The 20,628-nt window shown below is 71.8% G+C and carries 15 protein-coding genes; 8 read left to right on the top strand and 7 right to left on the bottom strand.

Annotated elements, in window-relative coordinates; all coding sequences use genetic code 11:
- Nucleotides 1-23: 23 nt before the first annotated feature.
- Nucleotides 24-827 (bottom strand): DUF1521 domain-containing protein, encoded by an 804-nt coding sequence (locus tag KB893_RS04390; protein ID WP_211926398.1) that lies wholly within the window; start codon nt 825-827, stop codon nt 24-26.
- A gap of 162 nt (nt 828-989) precedes the next feature.
- Here KB893_RS04390 and KB893_RS04385 point away from each other — a divergent pair, with 162 nt between their 5' ends.
- The 6 genes from KB893_RS04385 (at nt 990) to KB893_RS04360 (ending at nt 8,309) form a co-directional block, all read left to right on the top strand.
- On the top strand, nt 990-2,597 hold the full coding sequence (locus tag KB893_RS04385; protein ID WP_213173468.1) for a peptide chain release factor 3: 1,608 nt from the start codon (nt 990-992) through the stop codon (nt 2,595-2,597).
- Between the two features lie 66 nt (nt 2,598-2,663).
- On the top strand, nt 2,664-2,855 hold the full coding sequence (locus tag KB893_RS04380) for a hypothetical protein (protein WP_213173467.1): 192 nt from the start codon (nt 2,664-2,666) through the stop codon (nt 2,853-2,855).
- Between the two features lie 90 nt (nt 2,856-2,945).
- On the top strand, nt 2,946-3,605 hold the full coding sequence (trhA, locus tag KB893_RS04375) for a PAQR family membrane homeostasis protein TrhA (RefSeq protein ID WP_246505297.1): 660 nt from the start codon (nt 2,946-2,948) through the stop codon (nt 3,603-3,605).
- Nucleotides 3,606-3,678: 73 nt separating this feature from the next.
- Nucleotides 3,679-4,146, top strand: a complete 468-nt coding sequence (locus KB893_RS04370) for an MliC family protein (RefSeq protein WP_211927335.1) — start codon at nt 3,679-3,681, stop codon at nt 4,144-4,146.
- An 81-nt stretch (nt 4,147-4,227) separates the two neighbouring features.
- Nucleotides 4,228-6,219: an AsmA family protein gene (locus tag KB893_RS04365; RefSeq protein ID WP_211927336.1), complete on the top strand. Its 1,992-nt coding sequence runs from the start codon at nt 4,228-4,230 to the stop codon at nt 6,217-6,219.
- An 86-nt stretch (nt 6,220-6,305) separates the two neighbouring features.
- The gene (locus tag KB893_RS04360; protein WP_211927337.1) at nt 6,306-8,309 is read left to right on the top strand and encodes a M2 family metallopeptidase; all 2,004 of its coding nucleotides are present in this window, start codon (nt 6,306-6,308) and stop codon (nt 8,307-8,309) included.
- 58 nt (nt 8,310-8,367) lie between these two features.
- Here the strand turns inward: KB893_RS04360 and KB893_RS04355 are convergent, their stop codons facing one another.
- The 6 genes from KB893_RS04355 to KB893_RS04330 form a co-directional block, all read right to left on the bottom strand.
- Nucleotides 8,368-9,615, bottom strand: coding sequence for a multidrug effflux MFS transporter (locus tag KB893_RS04355; RefSeq protein WP_211927338.1), 1,248 nt, complete (start codon nt 9,613-9,615; stop codon nt 8,368-8,370).
- Nucleotides 9,616-9,685: 70 nt separating this feature from the next.
- Nucleotides 9,686-10,786: a hypothetical protein gene (locus tag KB893_RS04350; RefSeq protein ID WP_246505295.1), complete on the bottom strand. Its 1,101-nt coding sequence runs from the start codon at nt 10,784-10,786 to the stop codon at nt 9,686-9,688.
- Between the two features lie 97 nt (nt 10,787-10,883).
- Nucleotides 10,884-12,449, bottom strand: a complete 1,566-nt coding sequence (locus KB893_RS04345) for a DHA2 family efflux MFS transporter permease subunit (RefSeq protein ID WP_213173466.1) — start codon at nt 12,447-12,449, stop codon at nt 10,884-10,886.
- A 7-nt stretch (nt 12,450-12,456) separates the two neighbouring features.
- Nucleotides 12,457-13,662: an HlyD/EmrA/EmrK family protein gene (locus KB893_RS04340; protein WP_211926541.1), complete on the bottom strand. Its 1,206-nt coding sequence runs from the start codon at nt 13,660-13,662 to the stop codon at nt 12,457-12,459.
- Nucleotides 13,663-13,667: 5 nt separating this feature from the next.
- A complete protein-coding gene (locus KB893_RS04335) occupies nt 13,668-15,167 on the bottom strand; it encodes an efflux transporter outer membrane subunit (RefSeq protein ID WP_246505293.1) in 1,500 nt (499 codons plus the stop codon).
- 26 nt (nt 15,168-15,193) lie between these two features.
- The gene (locus KB893_RS04330) at nt 15,194-15,643 is read right to left on the bottom strand and encodes a MarR family winged helix-turn-helix transcriptional regulator (protein WP_211926540.1); all 450 of its coding nucleotides are present in this window, start codon (nt 15,641-15,643) and stop codon (nt 15,194-15,196) included.
- 151 nt (nt 15,644-15,794) lie between these two features.
- On the opposite strand from KB893_RS04330, the gene parC reads away from it, so the two are divergent.
- Complete coding sequence (parC, locus tag KB893_RS04325) at nt 15,795-18,041, top strand: DNA topoisomerase IV subunit A (protein WP_211926539.1); 2,247 nt, start codon at nt 15,795-15,797, stop codon at nt 18,039-18,041.
- A gap of 96 nt (nt 18,042-18,137) precedes the next feature.
- Nucleotides 18,138-20,486 carry a penicillin acylase family protein gene (locus KB893_RS04320; protein WP_211926538.1) on the top strand — a complete coding sequence of 783 codons (2,349 nt, stop codon included), beginning with the start codon at nt 18,138-18,140 and terminating at the stop codon, nt 20,484-20,486.
- Nucleotides 20,487-20,628: the final 142 nt, after the last annotated feature.

Raw genomic sequence — 20,628 nt, 5'->3', positions numbered from 1 at the left:
CTGCCGCGACGGCGGAGCGCGTCTCAGGCGGAATACCCGAACGATGCGCTGAGCGAGAACGAGAACTGCGCCGGCAGGCCGTGCGTCATGTCGGGCGCGCCTTCGTTCCCGCCGAGGTCGAGCCCGGCGAGCGAACCCGAGAAGACCATGCCCACCAGGCCCGAGAACAGCGCGATCATGTTGGCATAGGGCTGCAGCGCCGCCTCCAGCGACGGCTCGATCGTCGACCCGGTCTGCTGGCCGTTGAGCATGAGGTCGGTGTCGTTGATGAAGGCCTGGTCGACCACGCTCATGCCGCCATTGGCGTCCACGCCGATGAAGCCGCTGCCGAAGGGGTTCTCGTAGATCGTGTTGCCGTCGTCCACGGCAGCCTCGATCGCGCCACCGAGCGCGGCGTACTCGGTGAACTCGAGGTCGCCGCGGGTGAAGGGATCCACGCCGGAGATCTGCGCGGTCTCGCCGCTGGCGCCGTCGGTGATGGTGACCTGCGAGGCGTAGGTCACGCTGTCGTTGTTCGGAGCGGGCTTGGTCTGGATCGTGAGCTTGCTGCCGTCGTCGAGGACGAAGGTGGTGTCGCCGTAGAAATCGAAGGCCTGCTTGCCGTCGACGGCCACGTGCGGATCGCCCCACACCCGGTAGTCCTCGCCGGTCTCCTTGTTGAAGACGTGCACGGTGCCGTCGTCGCTGACGTCGATCTTGTAGCTGTCGTTCTCCCAGCGGACCTGGCCGTCCGGCGTCCTCGAGGTGGTCGGCCCCTCCGCACGCTGCGCCGTCTCCAGGTTCACGCGGATGTCGATCGAGAAGCTGGCTTCCGTGGTGGTGGTCATCGAACGTCCCCTCGCCGGTTGATTGGTGGCGACAGTCAAGCGCCTGCGCAGGAGGGGCGACAGCCGGTACGGACCCTAGCTGGGGTCGGCCCTAGACCGGGGTGCAGGCTATAATCCGCGGTTTCCCTCGCCCAGGGCGCCGCCGCAGCGGCGCGTTCGCGCATGTCCGAACAACGCACCGAATCCGGCCGTCGCCGCACCTTCGCGATCGTCTCGCACCCCGACGCCGGCAAGACCACGCTCACCGAGAAGCTGCTGCTGTTCGGCGGGGCGATCCAGATGGCGGGCTCGGTGAAGTCGCGCAAGGCCGCCCGCCACGCCACCTCCGACTGGATGGCGCTGGAGAAGGAGCGCGGCATCTCGGTGACCAGCTCGGTGATGCAGTTCCCCTACGCCGGGCGCATCGTCAACCTGCTCGACACCCCGGGCCACGCCGACTTCTCCGAGGACACCTATCGCGTGCTCACCGCGGTGGACTCGGCGCTGATGGTCATCGACGTGGCCAAGGGGGTGGAGGAGCGCACGATCAAGCTGATGGAGGTCTGCCGCCTGCGCGACACGCCGATCATGAGCTTCATCAACAAGCTCGACCGCGAGGGCCGCGAGCCGATCGAGCTGCTCGACGAGGTTGAGTCGGTGCTGGGCATCCAGTGCGCGCCGGTGACCTGGCCGATCGGCATGGGCCAGCGCCTCAAGGGCGTCGTGCACCTGGTCACCGGCGAGGTGCACCTGTACGAGCCGGGCCGCAACTTCACCCGCCAGGACTCGACCATCTTCCCGTCGCTGGACGACCCCGGCGTCGAGGCGCGCATCGGCGCGGCGATGCTCTCCGAGCTGCGCGACGAGCTGGAGCTCGTACAGGGCGCCAGCCATCCCTTCGACAAGGGCGAATACCTGGCCGGACGGCAGACGCCGGTGTTCTTCGGTTCGGCGGTCTCCAACTTCGGCGTGCAGCCGCTGCTGGACTTCTTCGTCGAGCACGCGCCGCCGCCGAAGTCGCACGCGACCACCAGCCGCGAGGTGCAGCCCGGGGAAGAGGCGTTCTCCGGCTTCGTGTTCAAGATCCAGGCGAACATGGACCCGCAGCACCGCGACCGCGTGGCTTTCCTGCGCGTGTGCTCCGGGCACTACGAGGCCGGCATGAAGGCCTTTCACGTGCGCACCGGCAAGGACGCCAAGCTCGCCAATGCGCTGACCTTCATGGCCTCCGACCGCGAGCACGTCGACAAGGCCTGGCCGGGCGACGTCATCGGCCTGCACAACCACGGCACGATCTCGATCGGCGACACCTTCACCGCCGGCGAGTCGCTGGCCTTCACCGGAATTCCCAACTTCGCGCCGGAGCTGTTCCGCCGCGCGCGCCTGCGCGACCCGCTCAAGCTCAAGCAGCTGCAGAAGGGCCTGGCCCAGCTGTCCGAGGAAGGCGCCACCCAGTTCTTCCGCCCGCTGATGTCCAACGACCTGATCCTGGGTGCGGTCGGCGTGCTGCAGTTCGACGTGGTCGCCTATCGCCTGCGCGACGAGTACGGGGTGGACGCCAGCTTCGAGCCGGTGCAGGTCGCCACCGCGCGCTGGATCCGCGGCGGCACCGAGAAGAAGCGCGAGGAGTTCCGCGAGAAGAACGCCACCAACCTCGCACTGGATGCCGCCGGCGAGCTCGTCTACCTGGCGCCGTCGCGGGTCAACCTGCAGCTGACCCAGGAGCGCTGGCCGGACTTCGAGTTCGCCGCCACCCGCGAGCACGCGCAGGCGCTGGCCGAGCGGAGCTGAGGCTTCATCGCGTCTCGACGCGGCGGCGGCGAGGCTTGTCGCCGCCCCCCAGCATCGAGTCCTCCCATGCGTGATGTCGGCTTCTCCCTGGGCACGCTCGCGCTCGCGGTCGTGCTCACCGTGGTGGCGAACCTGCACCCGCCGCAGCCGGCGGCGCCGGCGGCGGACGCCGCGACCGGCAAGTCCAGCCAGGCGCTCTGCGCCGACGGCGGCGCTGCATGCGCCACGACGGGGCGCGCCGTCGCCGGCCTGCGTTGACCGCCGCCGGCGGCCTCCTGCCGCACGGCGGATGAAGGCCGGCCGCGGGCACGGCTTGCGCCGCATCGAGGAGCACCGAACAATCAGTCCATGATCCAGGTCATGCACGAGCCCGAGGCGCCGGTCCGCGAGGAGGTCGCGAGCGCGCTGACGCATGGTTTCGGCGTCATCGCCAGCCTCGCAGGCGGCGCCGTCCTGATCACGCTGGCCGCGATCCACGGCGACGGCTGGCAGCTCGCCGGCGCCATCGTCTTCGGCATCGCGCTGCTGCTGCTCTACACGGCGTCCACCCTCTACCACGCCATCCCCTTCGCACGCGCCAAGGCCTGTCTCAAGGTCTTCGACCACTGCGCGATCTACCTGCTGATCGCGGGCACCTATACGCCCTTCACCCTGATCGGCCTGCGCGGCGCCTGGGGCTGGGGGCTGTTCGCGGCGATCTGGTCGCTGGCGCTGGCGGGGGTGGTGTTCAAGCTGTTCTTCACCGGCCGCTTCAAGCTGCTGTCGACCGCGATCTACGTGGCGATGGGCTGGCTGGTGATCGTCGCGATCGTCCCGCTGCTGCGCGCCATCGACGACTGGACCTTCGGCTGGCTCCTCGCGGGCGGGATCTCCTACACCCTCGGCACGGTCTTCTACCACCGCGAGCAGCTGCCCTTCGCGCACGCGATCTGGCACCTCTTCGTCCTCGGCGGCAGCGTGTGCCATTTCGTCGCCGTGGCCTCGCAGGTACTGGGCGAGCCGGGCTGATCGGAGAGCGGGCTTCACCATCCCGCGCCGCGGCGGGTTCTAATGTGCCGCCCGTATCGATCCGGAGCCCGGCATGATCCGACCCGCACACCTCGCCATCTCCCTCTTCCTCGGCGTCCTCGTCCTCGGCGGCTGCGGCCGCGACGGGAGCGAAGCCGACCGCGACGCCGCCACTGCTCCCGAACCCGCGCCGCAGCCGGCGCCCGAAGCGCCGCAGCCGGTTCCCGAGCCGGAGCCCGAACCCGCGGCGCCGGAGCCGGAGCCCGCGCCTCCACCGCAGCCCGATCCGGACACTCCGGTGGCCGGTCCGGTCACCTACGAGTGCCAGAACGGCTTCCATTTCCACGTCACCTACTTCCCCGACCGTGCTTCGGTGAAGCTGTCCAACAGCCGCACCGTCGAAGCGCCGCAGGTGCGTTCCGCCGATGGCGCGCACTACGAGGCCGAAGGCGTCTCGTGGTGGAACAAGGGCAACGCCGGCACGCTGGAGCAGGACGCGCAGCCGTCGCTGGACTGCGTCGAGATCGCCCGCGCGCGCTGACGCAGGCCGCGCGCGGCGGCAGGCGGCCCGCCCGCGCGACGCTTCGCACGTCGTGAACATCGCGCCGCCGATCCTGCGGCGATGAACACTCCCGTGACCCGTGCCCGGCAGGGCAAGCGCACGCGGCGGCGCGGATGGTTGATCGCGCTCGCCGTTGTGGCCGTCGTCATCCTCGTGCTCGCCCTGATCTGGGACTGGAACTGGTTCAAGGGGCCGATCGAGCGCCAGGTCGAGGCCGCCACCGGCCGCGAGTTCGAGATCCGCGGCGACCTCGACGTCGACTTCCCACCCTGGGCGCCGGTGGTCCGGGCCGACGGGCTGCGCCTCGGCAACGCCGAGTGGTCGGAGGATCCGGCCATGGTCGAGGTCGGCCGGCTGGAGGCCCAGATCCGGCTCTTCCCGCTGCTCGCGGGCGACATCGTGCTGCCGCGCCTGGACCTCGAGGCGCCCCGCGTGGTCCTCGAGACCAACGAGGAGGGCGTCGGCAACTGGGAGTTCGGCGACGACGAGCCGCAGCAGGACGAGGGGCCGCCGGATCTGCCCGACCTCCGCGCGCTGCGCGTGTCCGACGGCGAGCTGGTGTTCCGCGAAGGCAACCGCCGCACCGACCTCAGCCTGGCGGTGGAGACGCGCGAGCCCGACCAGGAGGATGCCGCCGCGCCGGTCGCGCTGGCGGGTGAGGGCTCCTACCGCGGCGCGCCCTTCAGTCTCGAGGGTACGATCGAGTCCCCGCTCGAGCTGCTCGATCAGGACGCGCCCTACCGGCTCGACCTCAGCGCCCGCGCCGGGGCGACCCGCGCCCATGTCCGCGGCTCGGTCACGGGAGCCCTGCAGCTGGAAGGCGTGGACGTCATGCTGGCGCTGTCGGGCGCGAATCTCGCCGACCTCTACCCGCTGCTGGGCGTGGCCCTGCCCGACACGCCGCCGTATTCGCTCGACGGCCGCTTCGGCTATGCCGGCACCACGTTCACCTACCGCGGGTTCGACGGCGAGGTCGGTGACAGCGACCTCCACGGCGACGTCAGCATCGACATCGGTGGCGACCGCCTGCGCCTCGAGGCCGACCTGACCTCGCAGCTGCTGGACATCGACGACCTCGCCGGCTTCATCGGCGCACCGCCGGAGACCGGCGAGGGCGAGACCGCCAGCGAGGAACAGGAGCAGCTCGCCGCCGAGCAGGAAGCCAGCGGCCGCCTGTTGCCCGACGAGCCCTACGACCTCGAGAAGCTCAACAGTCTCGACGCCGACGTGCGCCTGCGCGCGCAGCGGATCGAGGCCCCGCGGTGGCCGATCGACGACATGGAGGCGCACCTGACCCTGGAGAAGGGCCTGGTGCGCCTGGATCCGCTGAACTTCGGCGTCGCCGGCGGCCAAGTGCGCAGCACGATCCAGCTCGACGCCGGACGACCCGAGATCCGCACGCGCGCCGACATCGGCGTGCGCAACCTGGAACTGCCGCGTCTGGTGCCGGCATCCGACCTCCTGGAGCAGGCGGCCGGACGCATCGCCGGGGACATCAGCCTCGAAGGCCGCGGCAACTCGGTGGCGCAGATGCTGGGCACCTCGAACGGCGAGGTCAGGCTCGGCATGGGCAGCGGGCACATGAGCAACCTGCTGCTCGAGCTGGCCGGACTCGACGTCGCGCAGTCGGTGCGCTACTGGCTCGGCAGGGACCGCGAGGTCACCGTGCGCTGCGCGTTCGCCGACCTCGAGGTCGAGGACGGCACCGCCAGCGCACGCGCGCTGGCCTTCGACACCACAGACACCCTGATCGTCGGCAGCGGCAGCGTGAACCTTTCGACCGAGGAGATCGACCTGCGCGTCGAGCCCGAGCCCAAGGACAACACCTTCCTGAGCGTGCGCACGCCGATCTGGATCCGCGGCACGATGGCCGATCCCGCCATCGTACCGGACGCCGGCGGCCTGGCCAGGCGCGGTCTTGCGGCCGCGGCCCTGGGCGCCATCGCACCGCCGGCCGCCCTGCTGGCCCTGCTCGACTTCGGCGGCGGCGAGAACGCCGACTGCGGCCAGGTCCCGGACGCGGCGCAGGACGCCGCGCAGCAGCAGGGCTGAGCGTGCGGCGCCTCGTCTTGCATGGTGCGGGAGCCGCCCACTAGCCTTCGGGTCCCGCGCCTCGAGGCGCCCGCCGGATTTGCGCCGTGACTCTCCGATCCTCTCCGCTCGCGTTCGCGATCGCCGCCACCCTGCTCCTGTCCGCCTGCGGCTCCGAACCCGCCGCGCCGGCCGGCACCGCCACCCCGCCCGCGGACGCCACGGCGTCGGCCGCCGGTCCGGATCGCCCGGCAGGCGATGCCGCCGGCGCCGACGCCTTCATCGCCCGCGTCAACCAGGCGATGCGTGAGGAATATCCGGAGCAGACCGCGGCGCAGTGGCTGTCGCAGACTTACATCGGGCCCGACAGCGCCACCGTCAGCGCCAAGGCCACCGAGCGCGGACTGAAGCAGCTCGGCGAGTTCGTCGAGGAGGCGCGGCAGTACGAGGATGCCGGGGCCGGCGCGCAGACCGTGCGCGCGCTGTCGCTGCTGAAGCTGGCGACGCCGATGCCGGCGCCGAAGGATCCCGAACGCCTCGCCGAGCTGACCCGCATCGCCACCGGACTCGACCAGGCCTACGGCGCCGGCACCTACTGCCGCGAGGTGGACGGGCAGCAGCAGTGCCGCCAGCTCGGCGAACTCGAGGAGGTGCTGGCCGACCCGGACAGCAGCTACGAGGATCAGCTCGACGCCTGGACCGGCTGGCGCTCGATCTCGGTGCCGATGCGCGACGACTACGCCCGCTTCGTGGAGCTCTCCAACGAGGGCGCGCAGGCGATGGGCTTCGCCGACACCGGCGCGCTGTGGCGCTCGGGCTACGACATGGAGCCCGCCGCCTTCCAGGCCGAGACCGATCGTCTCTGGAACCAGGTCAAGCCGCTCTACGACAAGCTGCAGTGCTACACCCGCACCAAGCTGGTCGAGGAGTACGGCCCCGAGCGCGGCCAGGTCGGCGACATGATCCCGGCCCACCTCACCGGCAACATGTGGGCGCAGTCGTGGGGCAATCTGTGGCCGATCCTGGCGCCCTACCCGGCCGAGTCCGGCATCAGCCTCACCCCGGCGCTGGAGGCGCGCCGCGAGGCGCTGCTCGGCGAACGCCGGCGTGCGCTCGGCCATGCCCCCTCGCCCGCCGAGACCATGACGCTGGAGCGCGAGGCCGATGTCGCCATCGCCCGCGAGATGACCGAGCGCGCGGAGGACTTCTACGTCTCGCTCGGCATGCCCGAGTTGCCGGAGAGCTTCTGGGTGCGCTCGCAGCTGGTCAAGCCGCGCGACCGCGACGTGGTCTGCCACGCCAGCGCCTGGTCGATGGACTTCGCCGACGACGTGCGCATCAAGATGTGCATCCGCCCGATCGAGGAGGACTTCGCGACCATCTACCACGAGCTCGGCCACGTCTATTACTACATCGCCTACGAGGGCCAGCCGCCGCTGTTCCAGAGCGGCGCCAACGACGGCTTCCACGAGGCGATCGGCGACACCATCGTGCTGTCGATGACGCCCGAGTACCTGGCCTCGATCGACATGCTCGACGCGCCCTCGCAGAGCAACGAGGCGCTGATCAACGCGCAGATGAAGATGGCGCTGGAGAAGGTGGCCTTCCTGCCGTTCGGCCTGCTGATCGACCGCTGGCGCTGGGGCGTGTTCGACGGGTCGATCCCGCCCGAGGAGTACAACGCCGCGTGGTGGCGCCTGCGCGCCGAGTACCAGGGCATAGCCCCGCCGGGCCCGCGCGGAGAGGACTACTTCGACCCGGGCGCGAAGTACCACGTGCCGGGCAACACCCCCTACACGCGCTACTTCCTCGCCCACATCCTGCAGTTCCAGTTCTACCGCGCGCTCTGCGACGCGGCCGGGCACGAGGGCCCGCTGCACAGCTGCAGCTTCTACGGCAACGAGGAAGCCGGGCGGAAGTTCCAGGCGATGCTCGCCCATGGCGCCAGCCAGCCGTGGCAGCAGACGCTCGAGGAGCTGACCGGCAAGGGCGAGCTCGACGCCAGTGCGATCCTGGACTACTTCCAGCCGCTGTCCGACTGGCTCGACCAGCAGAACCAGGGCCGCGCCTGCGGCTGGGATCCCGCGGCGACGCCGGCCGCCGCCGGCTGAGGACACCGGTCGGTGTGCTGCGGAGACGCCCGGCCATGCCGGGCGTCTCCGTTCCGCCTCAGAGCCGGTCCGCCGCCTGCAGCGCGTCCGGCGGCTCCGTCCGCGCCGGCAGGCGCGTCGCGTGGGCCACGTGCCAGCGCCACAGCACCCACGCGGTCGCCGTGAACGCGGCCGCGCCGAGCGCCAGCCGCAATGGCGTACCGCTCAGCAGCGGCGACAGCAGGCCCGAGATCACCGCATTGCTGACCAGGCCGACGAAGGCCTGCATCGACGAGGCCGCGCCCCGCTGCTGCGGATACATGTCCAGCAGCACCAGGGTGAGGATCGGGAAGGCCAGCGCCACGCCGAAGGAGAGCAGCGGCAGCGGCAGGATGGTCCACGGCAGCATCGGCTCGCCCAGCACGCTGTAGGCGAGGTTCAGCGCCATGCCGGCCACGCAGAATCCGAAACCCACGTTCGCCAGCCGGGTAGGCGCGACGCGCCCGGACAGACGTCCTGCCAGGAACGACCCGGTCATCATCCCCACGATCACCGGCACGAACAGCCAGCCGTACTGCTGCTCGTTCAATCCCAGGAAGCGCTGCACGATCTCCGGCGCCGAGGCGATGTAGAGGAAGAGCGCGCCGAAGTTGAAGGCACCGGCCACGGCCAGGCGCATGAACACGCCGTCGCGCACCATCGCCGCACTGTTGCGCCAGAGCAGGCCCATGCGCAGCGGCGTGCGCGCCTGCGGCGGATGCGTCTCCGGCAGTCCGAGCGCGGTCGCCAGGAACAGCAGCCCGGCGAAGGCCGCGAGGAACCAGAAGATCGCGTGCCATTCCGCCCAGGCCATGATCCAGCCGCCGATGATCGGCGCGATGCCCGGCGCCACCCCGAACAGCAGCATCACCAGGCTCATGAGCCTCTGCGCGTCCTGCCCTTCGTACAGGTCGCGGATCACCGCGCGTCCGACCACCAGGCCGGCGCCGGCGGAGACGCCCTGCAGCGCGCGGAAGCCGAGCAGCATCGGCAGGTCGGTGGCCAGCGCGCAGCCGATCGACGCCAGCAGGAACACCGAGACGCCGACGAGGATCACCCGCCTGCGCCCGAACGCGTCCGACAGCGGCCCGTGCAGCAGGCAGGTCGCGGCGTAGGCGACGAGATAGACGCTGATGGTCTGCTGCACCGCGACCTTGCCCGCCGCGTAGTCGCGACCGATCGCGCCGAAGGCCGGGAAGATGGTGTCGATGGTGAACGGGCCGAACATCGCCAGCCCGGCGAGCAGCAGGGCGATGCGGCCGCGGGGTACCGCAGGCTGTGGGGTCATGGGGATGGGTGCGGAGCGGGGCGCGCGGCAGGATAGCAGCGCGCGATGGCGCCCCTGCGCACCGCGCGGGTCAGAAATAGAAGCCGACGTTGATGTTGAGGCGCGAGTGCCAACGGTCGCTGTCGCCGGCGTCGATGCCGACCCCGGGGCCGCCGACGAACCACATGTTGCGCCCGGTGATGAGGTCCACGTAGGTCAGCATCGGCCCCTTCCCGAGGCTGCAGCCGGTGACGTTCTGGTAGGAATCGGCGAGTCCTTCTCCGCCGCCGGCCTGGGTGGTGCTGAAGTCGTTGTAGCAGGTCAGCGAATCCAGCCAGCGGCCGTCCATGTCGAAGGCGTAGGCGAGGTTGAACGTGTGCACGTCGGCCCGCGCGGCGATCTCGAACGGGAAGTCGAACGCCGCCAGCGCGATCCGCTCGCCGTCCACCGAATGGTGGTAGCGCAGCCACTGCAGCTGCAGCGACAGGCCGCCGCGGGTGGCCTGGGCGTGCACCGCGCCCAGCGCGCGCCGCGGGTGGCCGCCGTCGTCGAGGTTCTCGATGCGGCCGAGCCCGCCGGTCGCGCCGAACTCCATGTCCCAGTCGCCCGCAGCGAACTGGCGCGCGTGCCGGACCACGAGCTGCCCGCGTTCGCGATAGCGGAGTCCTCCCGCATCGGCGACATCGAAGGAGTAGCGCCCGTAGCGGTCGCCGGTGCCGTACTCGTCGCCGGCGAACAGCCCCACGTGCCAGCTCGAGCCCGGGCCGATGTCGCGCCAGACCAGGCCGAGGTCGTAATCGTCCTCGACGCCGAGGTAATAGCCGGACCCGAACCAGAAGCTGTGCGAGGCGGTCGGCAGCAGCCCGATCGGCACCTGCTGCACGCCCGCTCGCAGGCCGCGGCCCTCGTCGAAGCGCCAGCCGACCCAGGCGTGGTGCACGGCATCGAAGGTCTCGTACCAGCGGTACTGCAGCGAGAACTCGAGCGCGTCGCGGCGACCGCTGGCATCGACGCGCAGCAGCTCGAGATCGGCATCGCCGTTGCCCTCGGACGGCCCGTAGTCGCGCCAGCCGGTGGTGAAGCGGATCGCACCGCCCAGGCGCAGCCCCTCGTCGATGTCCTGCGCCGCCGCCTCGGGCGGCGCGCACAGGGCCCCCAGCGCAAGCGCCATGGCGGCATGTCGCCGTGGCATGGCCGTCACCTCGTATGCGAAACGCGGTGCAGTCTCTCCGGCGCGCCATGCATGCCGCGTGTAGCGGCACGGCGCCGCAGCGCCACACTGCGGCCGCTCAGTGTCCGCCCGCCGCCGCGGCGCCGCCGGCGCGGCCGGTGAACGGCGGCTTCGCGATCCAGACCATCACGATCACGCTGAGGAAGGCCCAGCCGAGCAGATGGAAGATCTCGTTGAACGCGATCTGCGAGGCCTGGTTGCCGATCATCGCGTTGAGCATCGCCGCGCCGTGCTGCACGTCGCCCTGCCCCAGCTGCTGCACCGCCTGCGCGGCCTGCGGCTGGTATGGGGTGATGTGCTCGGTGAGCTGCGCATGGTGCACGGTGGTGCGCTCGTTCCAGAGGTAGGTGGTGATCGACGCGGCGAAGCTGCCGCCGAGCGTGCGCACGAAGGTCGCGAGGCCCGAGCCGGCGGCGATTTCGTTGCCGTCGAGATCGGAAAGCAGGATCGACAGCACCGGCATGAAGAACAGCGCCACGCCCAGGCCCTGCAGCAGCTGCACCTCGGCGACGCGCGCGAAGTCGACCTCGAGGTTGAAGTCCGAGCGCCAGAAGCTGGTGATCGCCATCACCACGAAGGCGATGCTGGCGAGGATGCGCAGGTCGAAACGCGGCGCGAACTTGCCCACCAGCGGCGTCAGCAGCACCGGCAGCACGCCGATCGGCGCGGTGGCGAACCCGGCCCACATCGCGGTGTAGCCGAGGTCGCGCTGCAGCCACTGCGGCACCAGCAGGCCGACGCTGAAGAACGCCGCATAGGCCACCACCAGCGCAGCGGTGCCGGCGGAGAAGTTGCGGTGCCGGAACAGGCGCAGGTTGACGATCGGGTCTTCGTCGGTGAGCTCCCAGATCAGGAACACCGAAAGCGCGACCGCCGCCACCACCGCCAGCACCACGATGAAGGGATCGGCGAACCAGTCGCGCTCGTTGCCCAGGTCGAGCAGGGTCTGCAGCGCGCCGACGCCGATCACCAGGGTGACCAGGCCGACGTAGTCCATCTTCGGGCGCTCGGTCCTCTCGGGCCGGCCGCGCATCTGGGTGCCGACGACGAGCGCGGCGACGATGCCGATCGGCACGTTGATGAAGAAGATCCACTCCCAGCTGTAGTTGTCGGTGATCCAGCCGCCGAGGATGGGGCCGGCGATCGGCGCCACGACCGTCACCATGGCCAGGATCGCCAGCGCGGTGCCGCGTTTGTCACGCGGATAGATCGAGATCAGCAGCGCCTGGGTGATCGGGTACATCGGCCCGGCGACGAAGCCCTGCAGCGCGCGCGCGCCGACCAGGAACTCCATGCTCGCGGCGACGCCGCACAGCAGCGACGCGGCCACGAACGCCAGCGTCGCCCAGATGAACAGGCGGCTCTCGCCGAAGCGCCGGCTCAGGAAGCCGGTGAGCGGCAGCGCGATGGCGTTGGAGACCGCGAACGAGGTGATGACCCAGGTGCCCTGGTTCGCGCTGGCGCCGAGGTTGCCGGCGATGGTCGGCAGCGAGACGTTGGCGATGGTCGTGTCCAGCACCTGCATGAAGCTGGCCAGGCACAGGCCGATCGTCGCCAGCGCCAGGCTCGGCGGCCGGAACTCGCGCGGCGCCTCGGGCGCCACGGCATTGGGGGTATCGGCCATGACCGGCTCAGCGCGTGGCGGCGGCGACCGACTCGCCGTCCCCGGACGGCAGGTTCTGGTCGATGATCGACTGCGCGCGGGCATCGGCCTCGTGGCGCTGCCGCGCATAGATGTCGGTGGTCAGCACCGGCTCGCTCGCCGGCTGGGTCGGCAGCACGCCCCGGCCCTCGCCGTGCAGGTCGACCTCGACGTTCATCGACAGGCCGATGCGCAGCGGGTGGGCCTCCAGCGTCTCCGGATCCAGCGCGATGCGCACCGGGATGCGCTGCACGATCTTGATCCAGTTGCCCGACGCGTTCTGCGCCGGCAGCAGGCTGAAGGCGCTGCCGGTGCCGAGGCCGAGGCTCTCGACGGTGCCGCGGTAGGCGACGTCGTCGCCGTACAGGTCCGCGTGCAGGGTCACCGGCTGGCCGAGGCGCATCTTCTCCAGCTGGGTCTCCTTGAAGTTGGCGTCGACCCAGACCTCGTCCAGCGGCACCACCGCCATCAGCGTGGCGCCCGGCTGCACGCGCTGGCCGAGCTGGACCGCACGCTGTGCGACGTAGCCGGTGACCGGCGCGAGGATCTCCGAGCGCTCGTGGGCGAGCCAGGCCTGCCGTACCTGTGCGGCGGCGGCCATCACGTCCGGATGGCTGCGGACCTCAGTATCCTCGACCAGCGCCTGGCTGACCTCGAGCTGCTCGCTGGAGGCCGAAAGCGCGGCCTCGGCGGCGGCCAGCGCGTCGCGGGCGTGGGCCAGCTCCTCGGCCGAGATCGCACCGGTCTCGACCAGCGCCCTGCGCCGCTCGTAGTCGGCACGGGCGCGGGACAGGGTGACGCGGCGGGTGTCGACGTCGGCCTGGGCGCCGCCGACGTTTCGGTACAGGCCGCGCACCTGGCGCACGGTCCGGGCGAGATTCGCCTCGGCCTGTTCCAGCGCGATCTCGGTGTCGGCGGGATCGAGCTGCACCAGACGCTGCCCGGCGTGCACGAGCATGCCGTCCTCTGCATCGATGCCGACGACGGTACCGCCGACCATCGGCGTGATCTGCACGACGTTGCCCTGCACGTAGGCGTCGTCGGTCTCCTCGTGCCAGCGCGCGACCAGCAGGTACCAGGCGGCCGCCGCGATCGCCGCGACGACCAGCACCAGGCCGAGCAGGCGCAGGAACAGGCGGCGGCGGCCGCCGGGCTTGGGGGAGGTCGGATTGGAGGTGTTGGCTTCGGTGGTCATGGCGGTCAGTCCGTCTGCGCCGCCGCATCCGCGGCAGGCTGTGGCGACGAGGTGGAGGATGCGAGGGTGGCGAGGTCGCCGGCGTCGGCCGGATCGAAGCCGCCGCCGAGCGCCTGTACCAGCCCGATCGAGGCCTCGATGCGCTGGGCATCGATGGCGGCGGCGCGGCGTTCGGTCTGGAACAGCACGGCCTGCGCGTCGAGGGCGTCGAGCAGGTTGCCGACGCCGCCCCCATAGCGCTGCTGGGCAAGGTCGTAGGCCGATCGCGCGGCGGCGACCGCGTCGGCCTGCTGCACGGCCTGGACGTCGAGCGAACGGATTGCGCTGACGCGGTCGGCGACCTCGCGCAGCGCCGCGACCACGCGGCTGTTGTAGTCGGCCACGGCAAGGTCGTAGTCGGCGTCGGCGGCGTCGAGGTTGGCCCGCAGCCGGCCGCCGTCGAACAGCGGCAGGCTGAAGCCGGGCGTCGCCAGGCCCAGGCCCGAGGCCGCGGTGAACAGGTCGCCGGCGCTGCCGGCGACGCTGCCGACGATCGCCATCACGTTGAAGCTCGGATAGAACTCGGTGCGGGCGGCCTCGACGCCGCGGTCGGCCGCCTCCACGCGCCAGCGCGCGGCGACGAGGTCGGGGCGGCGCGCGAGCAGGTCGCTCGGCAGCGTCGACGGCAGCGCGAGATCGAGCGGCGACAGCGGCTCCGGCAGCGCGATCGCCTGGCCGCGGTCGGGACCCGCGCCGAGCAGCGCGGCCAGCGCGTTGCGGGCGGCGTCGATGCGCTGGTTGGCGGCCTCGATCTCCTGGCGCGCGGCCGGCACCGCCGCCTCCGCGCGGCGCAGCTGCAGGCGGCTGTCGATGCCGGCCTGCACGCGCTGGTCGACCAGCGACAGGGTGTGCTGCGCGCGTTCGAGTTCAGCGGTGGCGATGCGGCGGTCGGTGCCGGCCTGCGCCAGCTCCGCATAGGCGCTGGCGACCTGCACCGACAGCGTCAGCCGCGCGGCATTGGCGTCGATCTCCGCGGCACGGGCGCTGCCGACCGCCGCCGCGTACGCGGCACGCTGGCCGCCCCAGAGATCGGCCTCCCAGTTGGCGTCGAGCCGGACCATGGCGCTGGTCTCGGTGCTGCCGCCGATGGGCGCGGGGACGAGCGATTCCGGCAGGTGCACGGTGGCCAGGCCGGCATTAGCGCCGAGGGTCGGCAGCCGCGCGGCGTCGGCCGCAGCCGCGCGTGCCTGCGCCTGGCGCACGCGGGCGGCGGCGAGGTCGAGGTCCGGGTTGCCCTGCAGCGCCTCGACGATCAGGCCGTCGAGCGCCGGCGCCTCGAGGTCGGTCCACCAGTCGCGGCGCGGCCAGGCGCCCGGCGACACGCGCACCGCGGCGAACGAGGCCGCGGTCGCGAGCGCGTCGGCATCGTGCACGCGACCGCCGGGAGCGAGCCCGCCCATGCTGACGCAGCCCGACAGCACGCACGCCGCCAGCGCGGCCAACGGCAGGACGCGGCGCGGACGCATGCGCCGGAGGGAAGATCGGAAGGTGTTCATGGGGTGCCCGAAAGGTTGTCGCGAATGCGTTCCAGCGTCCGCTGCAGCGCGTCGTTCTCCTCGGCCGTCAGACCCCCGAGCGCGGCGTCGATCGCGCGGCGCCCGCAGACCTGGACGATCTCCCACATCGCGCGGCCGTCCCCGGTCAGGGAGACCAGCAGCGCGCGCCGGTCGACGCCGTGCGGACGGCGCTCGACCCAGCCGCGGGCCTGCAGGCGGTCCAGCAGGCGGGTCATGGCGCCGGGGTTGTGGTTGAGGTGGCGGGCCAGCTCGATCGCGGTCATCTCGCCGCGCTGGGCCAGGTGCTTCATCACCACGTACTGGCTCAGGTTGAGGTCGTAGCCGCCGGCGGTGAGCTCGTGCTCGAGCCGGCGTCCGAGGCCGTCCTTCACCTGGCGCAGGAGCAGGCCGAAGTTGGACAGGCTGTGCTGGCGGGGACTGGTCATGGCCGCCCATTCTGCTGCCGCAGATATAATTGTCAAGGCAAATATATCCGCGGCAGACAGATGCTGCGTCGCAGCGTCGCAACGCCGCGCGACGGTGCTTGAGCCCGCCCGCCCCTGCCCGATAATGCGCGGCTGCGTCCTGGAGTCCCCGATGACCGATCTCGTCCGCCCCACCTTCCACGGTTTCGAGCAGATCCCGCTGCGCGAGTACGCCGAGCGCGCCTACCTCGACTACTCGATGTACGTGGTGCTCGACCGTGCCCTGCCGTTCCTGGGCGATGGGCTCAAGCCGGTGCAGCGGCGCATCGTCTACGCGATGAGCGAGCTCGGCCTCAACGCCGCCGCCAAGCCGAAGAAGGCCGCGCGCACCGTCGGCGACGTGATCGGCAAGTACCACCCGCACGGCGACTCGGCCTGCTACGAGGCGCTGGTGCTGATGGCGCAGCCCTTCTCCTTCCGCTACCCGTTGATCGAAGGCCAGGGCAACTTCGGCTCCTCGGACGATCCCAAGTCGTTCGCGGCCATGCGCTACACCGAGGCCAAGCTGACCCCGATCGCCGAGGTGCTGCTTGGCGAACTCGGCCAGGGCACGGTGGACTGGTCGCCGAACTTCGACGGCACGCTGGAGGAACCGACCTGGCTGCCGGCACGCCTGCCGCACCTGCTCCTCAACGGCACCACCGGCATCGCCGTGGGCATGGCCACCGACGTGCCGCCGCACCAGCTCAACGAGGTGGTGACCGCCTGCATCCGTCTGCTCGACGAACCCGGCGCCAGCGTGCGCGACCTGTGCGAGCACGTGCTCGGCCCGGACTACCCGACATCGGCCGAGATCATCACTCCGCGCGCCGACCTGCTCAGGATGTACGAGACCGGCAACGGCTCGGTCCGCGCGCGCGCGGTCTACACCCGCGAGAACGGCAACCTGGTCATCACCGCGCTGCCGCACCAGGTCTCGCCGTCCAAGGTGATGGAGCAGATCGCGCAGCAGATGCGGGCCAAGAAGCTGCCCTGGCTGGAGGACCTCCGCGACGAGTCCGACCACCAGAACCCGGTGCGCCTGGTGCTGGTGCCGCGATCCAACCGGGTCGACGCCGAGGTCCTGATGGGGCACCTGTTCGCCACCACCGACCTGGAGAAGAGCTTCCGCGTCAACCTCAACGTGATCGGCATCGACGGCCGTCCACGCGTGCGCGACCTGAAGGCCATGCTGTCGGAGTGGCTGGCGTTCCGCATCGAGACGGTGACCCGCCGCCTGCGCCACCGGCTCGAGCGGGTCGAGCGTCGCCTGCACCTCCTCGCCGGCCTGCTGGTCGCCTTCCTCAACCTCGACGAGGTGATCCGCATCATCCGCAGCGAGGACGAGCCGAAGCCGGTGCTGATGGCGCGCTTCGGGCTCGACGAGGTGCAGGCCGACTACATCCTCGAGACCCGCCTGCGCCAGCTCGCGCGCCTGGAGGAGATGAAGATCCGCGGCGAGGAGGCCGAGCTCGCCAGGGAGCGCGAGAACCTGATCGCGACGCTGGGCTCGAAGACGAAGCTCCGCAACCTGGTCAAGAAGGAGCTGCTCGCCGACGCCAGGAAGTTCGGCGACGAGCGGCGGTCGCCGCTGGTCGAACGCGGCGCCGCCCAGGCCCTGGCCGAGACCGACCTGACTCCGAGCGAGCCGGTGACCGTGGTGCTGTCGGAGAAGGGCTGGGCGCGCGCGGCCAAGGGCCACGAGATCGACCCGGCCTCGCTCGGCTACCGGGAGGGCGACACCCTGCGCGCCTTCGCGCGCGGGCGCAGCAACCAGCAGGTCGCGTTCCTGGATGCCGGCGGCCGCGCCTACTCCGCCCTCGCCCACACCCTGCCCTCGGCGCGCGGCAACGGCGAACCGCTGACCGGGCGGTTCGCGCCGCCCGCCGGCACCGCCTTCATCGGCGTGGCCTTCGGCGAGGGCGAATCGCGCCAGATCGTGGCCTCGAGCCATGGCTACGGCTTCGTGACCCGGCTTGAGAACTTCTTCGGGCGCAACAAGGCGGGCAAGGCGCTGCTGAGCGTGCCCGACGGCGCCGAGGCGCTGCCGCCGGTGACGGTCAACGGCGCGGACGACCTGACCGTGGCGATCACCTCCGCGGGGCACCTGCTCGCCTTCCCGCTCGGTGAACTGCCCGAGCTCGACCGCGGCAAGGGCAACAAGCTGATCCAGATCCCGCCGGCGCGGCTGAAGTCGGGGGACGAGCGCGTGCTGGCGATCGCCAGCGTACGCCAGGGCGGCGAGCTGACCCTGTTCTGCGGCCAGCGCAAGCTGACCCTGACCTGGAAGGACCTGCAGAGCTACCTCGGCAGCCGCGCGCAGCGCGGGCACCTGCTGCCGCGCGGCTTCCAGCGCGTCGATGCGATCGCCGCCGGCTGAGGGCGGTAGCGGTAGCCGTCGCCGCCCTGCGGCGACGGTATGATCCGGAGCGGACGCGCGCGGCGGCGTCGCCGCGCGCCGCGACCGGGGACGACGATGCGCAGATGGATCCTCCGCCCGATGCTGGCGGTGCTGGTGCTGGCCGTGCTGCTGCTGGCGGCTGGATGGTGGCTGCTGCGCGGCAGCCTGCCCGTGCTCGACGGCGCTGCCACCCTGCCCGGCCTCGCCGGCCCGGTGCAGGTCGAGCGCGACGCGCAGGGCACGGTGACCATCGTCGCCGCGAGCGAGGCCGACGCGATGCGTGCGCTCGGTTTCGTCCACGCGCAGGAGCGCTATTTCGGGATGGATCTCGCGCGCCGGGCCGCCGCCGGCGAACTGGCCGCGCTGTTCGGTCCGCGCGCGCTGGCGCACGACCGCAGGGTGCGCGTGCACCGTCTGCGCGCGCGGGTGCGCGAACATTTCGACGCCTTCGCCGGCGACCACCGCGCCGCGCTGGCGGCCTACCGCGACGGCGTCAACGCGGGGCTCGAGGACCTGCGCGTGCGCCCGTGGCCCTACCTGCTGCTCCGCACGGCACCGGTTCCGTGGTCGCAGGAGGACACCGCCATGGTCGGCTATGCGATGTTCTTCGACCTGCAGGACGAGGACAACGCGCGCGAACTGGCGCTGTGGCGCATGCGCGAGGTCGTGCCGCCGCCGCTCTACCGCCTGCTCGCACCGGAGGGCGGGGAGTGGGACGCGCCGCTGATGGGCGCTGCGCGCGCGCCGGCGCGCCTGCCGGACGTCGCCCAGCTCGACCTGCGCACGCTCGACCACGTGGCGCCCACCGCCGTGGCGCGCGCCGCCGCGGACGCCGACGCGCGCACGATCGGCAGCAACAACTTCGCCGTGTCCGGGGCGCTCACCGCCGACGGCCGCGCCATCGTCGCCGACGACATGCACCTGGGACTGCGCGCGCCCAACATCTGGTTCCGCGTGCGCCTGCGCTACCGCGACCCGCGCGCGCCGCAGGGCGAGGTCGACGTCACCGGCGTCAGCCTGCCGGGCGTGCCGGGAGTGATCGTCGGCAGCAACCGCCACGTCGCCTGGGGCTTCACCAACAGCTACGGCGACTGGGCCGACTGGATCGCGCTGCCCGACGGGGCGGCGGTGGCGACGTTCGAGGAGGAGATCGAGGTGGCCGGCGCCGACGCCGACCTGCTGCGGGTCGAGGAAAGCCGCTTCGGGCCGGTGCTCGAGCGCAGCGGGGACGGCCGCCGCCTCGCCCTGCACTGGCAGGCGCACGAACCGGGGGCGCTGGCGCTGGGCCTGCTCGACGTCGCCCGTGCCGGCAGCGTCGAGGACCTCGTCGCGCTCGCGCCGCGATTGGGCGTCCCGGCCCAGAACCTGGTGGCAGGCGACACCGGCGGTGCGATCGCCTGGACCATCGCCGGTCCGGCGCTGCCGCGCACGCTGGACGGCCGGGCCCTGCCCGACCTCGCGCCGATCGATCCGACCCGGAACGCCGATTTCCCTCCGCCCAGGGGCGGACATCCGGCACTGCTGGGCCGGGACCGGCTGTGGACGGCGAACGCGCGCGTGGCCGACGGCGATGCGCTGGCGGCGATCGGCGACGGCGGCTACGATCTCGGCGCCCGGCAGCGCCAGATCCGCGACGCCCTGCACGCGCGCGAACGCTTCACCGAGGCCGATCTCCTCGCCATCCAGCTCGACGACCGCGCGCTGTTCCTGGCGCGCTGGCACCGCCTGCTGCGCCAGGTCATCGAACGCGAGGACGATCCCGCCGATGCCGGCCTCGACCGGGCCACCCGTGCCTGGAGCGGCCGCGCCGCGATCGACGCGATCGACTACCGGCTGGTACGCGCCTTCCGCGGCGAGGTGCTGCAGCGCGTCCGCGACGGCCTGCTGGGGCCGGTGCGCGCGCGCCTCGGTGCCGAGTTCGAGGCGCCGGGCCTGCCGCAGTTCGAGACCACGCTCTGGGCCCTGGTCGAACAGCGCCCGCCCCACCTCCTGCCGCCGGCCTTCGCCAGCTGGGATGCGCTGCTCGCCGACGCGCGGGCCGCCGTGCGCCCCGCCGACACCGGAGCGGCGGGCAGCTGGGGCGAGCGCGACACCACCGCCATCTGCCACCCCCTCGCGGCGGCGCTGCCGGCGTTGCTGGGCGAGCGCCTGTGCATGCCGCGCGAGCCGCTGCCGGGCGACGTCAACATGCCGCGGGTGCAGGGTCCGGACTTCGGCGCATCCGAACGGATGGTGGTCGCGCCGGGGCACGAGGAGGATGGCTTCTTCCACATGCCCGGCGGCCAGAGCGGCCATCCGCTGTCGCCATTCTGGGGCGCCGGGCACGCGGACTGGGCGCAGGGCCGGGCGTCGCCGTTCCTGCCCGGCGCGGCAAGGCACCGCCTGCAGCTCGATCCGCTGCCGCAGCTGCGGCCAGGGGGCTGAAACCCACGCAGCCCGACGTCCGGCAGCGACGAATCTTGTCAGCACCTGCCGCTGGGCACACAATGCGCGCGCCCGGCTGACCCGCTGCGTCACACGCGCGAGGCGTCCGGGGGTGGTGTGGATCGTAGGGGGCGATCTACCC

Source organism: Coralloluteibacterium stylophorae (assembly GCF_018122625.2).
Taxonomy (GTDB): domain Bacteria; phylum Pseudomonadota; class Gammaproteobacteria; order Xanthomonadales; family Xanthomonadaceae; genus Coralloluteibacterium; species Coralloluteibacterium stylophorae.
Note: the sequence above shows the minus strand (reverse complement) of the source record. Positions and strands in the feature narration are given on the sequence as shown.

What these genes read in the sequence shown, in the direction of transcription:
- KB893_RS04370 (WP_211927335.1), top strand. Translation starts at nt 3,679, where the DNA reads ATGATCCGACCCGCACACCTCGCCATCTCCCTCTTCCTCGGCGTCCTC.
- KB893_RS04390 (WP_211926398.1), bottom strand. Translation starts at nt 827, where the DNA reads ATGACCACCACCACGGAAGCCAGCTTCTCGATCGACATCCGCGTGAAC.
- KB893_RS04330 (WP_211926540.1), bottom strand. Translation starts at nt 15,643, where the DNA reads ATGACCAGTCCCCGCCAGCACAGCCTGTCCAACTTCGGCCTGCTCCTG.
- KB893_RS04355 (WP_211927338.1), bottom strand. Translation starts at nt 9,615, where the DNA reads ATGACCCCACAGCCTGCGGTACCCCGCGGCCGCATCGCCCTGCTGCTC.
- KB893_RS04380 (WP_213173467.1), top strand. Translation starts at nt 2,664, where the DNA reads ATGCGTGATGTCGGCTTCTCCCTGGGCACGCTCGCGCTCGCGGTCGTG.
- KB893_RS04320 (WP_211926538.1), top strand. Translation starts at nt 18,138, where the DNA reads ATGCGCAGATGGATCCTCCGCCCGATGCTGGCGGTGCTGGTGCTGGCC.
- KB893_RS04385 (WP_213173468.1), top strand. Translation starts at nt 990, where the DNA reads ATGTCCGAACAACGCACCGAATCCGGCCGTCGCCGCACCTTCGCGATC.
- KB893_RS04365 (WP_211927336.1), top strand. Translation starts at nt 4,228, where the DNA reads ATGAACACTCCCGTGACCCGTGCCCGGCAGGGCAAGCGCACGCGGCGG.
- KB893_RS04340 (WP_211926541.1), bottom strand. Translation starts at nt 13,662, where the DNA reads ATGACCACCGAAGCCAACACCTCCAATCCGACCTCCCCCAAGCCCGGC.
- KB893_RS04345 (WP_213173466.1), bottom strand. Translation starts at nt 12,449, where the DNA reads ATGGCCGATACCCCCAATGCCGTGGCGCCCGAGGCGCCGCGCGAGTTC.
- trhA (WP_246505297.1), top strand. Translation starts at nt 2,946, where the DNA reads ATGATCCAGGTCATGCACGAGCCCGAGGCGCCGGTCCGCGAGGAGGTC.
- parC (WP_211926539.1), top strand. Translation starts at nt 15,795, where the DNA reads ATGACCGATCTCGTCCGCCCCACCTTCCACGGTTTCGAGCAGATCCCG.
- KB893_RS04335 (WP_246505293.1), bottom strand. Translation starts at nt 15,167, where the DNA reads ATGCGTCCGCGCCGCGTCCTGCCGTTGGCCGCGCTGGCGGCGTGCGTG.
- KB893_RS04350 (WP_246505295.1), bottom strand. Translation starts at nt 10,786, where the DNA reads ATGCCACGGCGACATGCCGCCATGGCGCTTGCGCTGGGGGCCCTGTGC.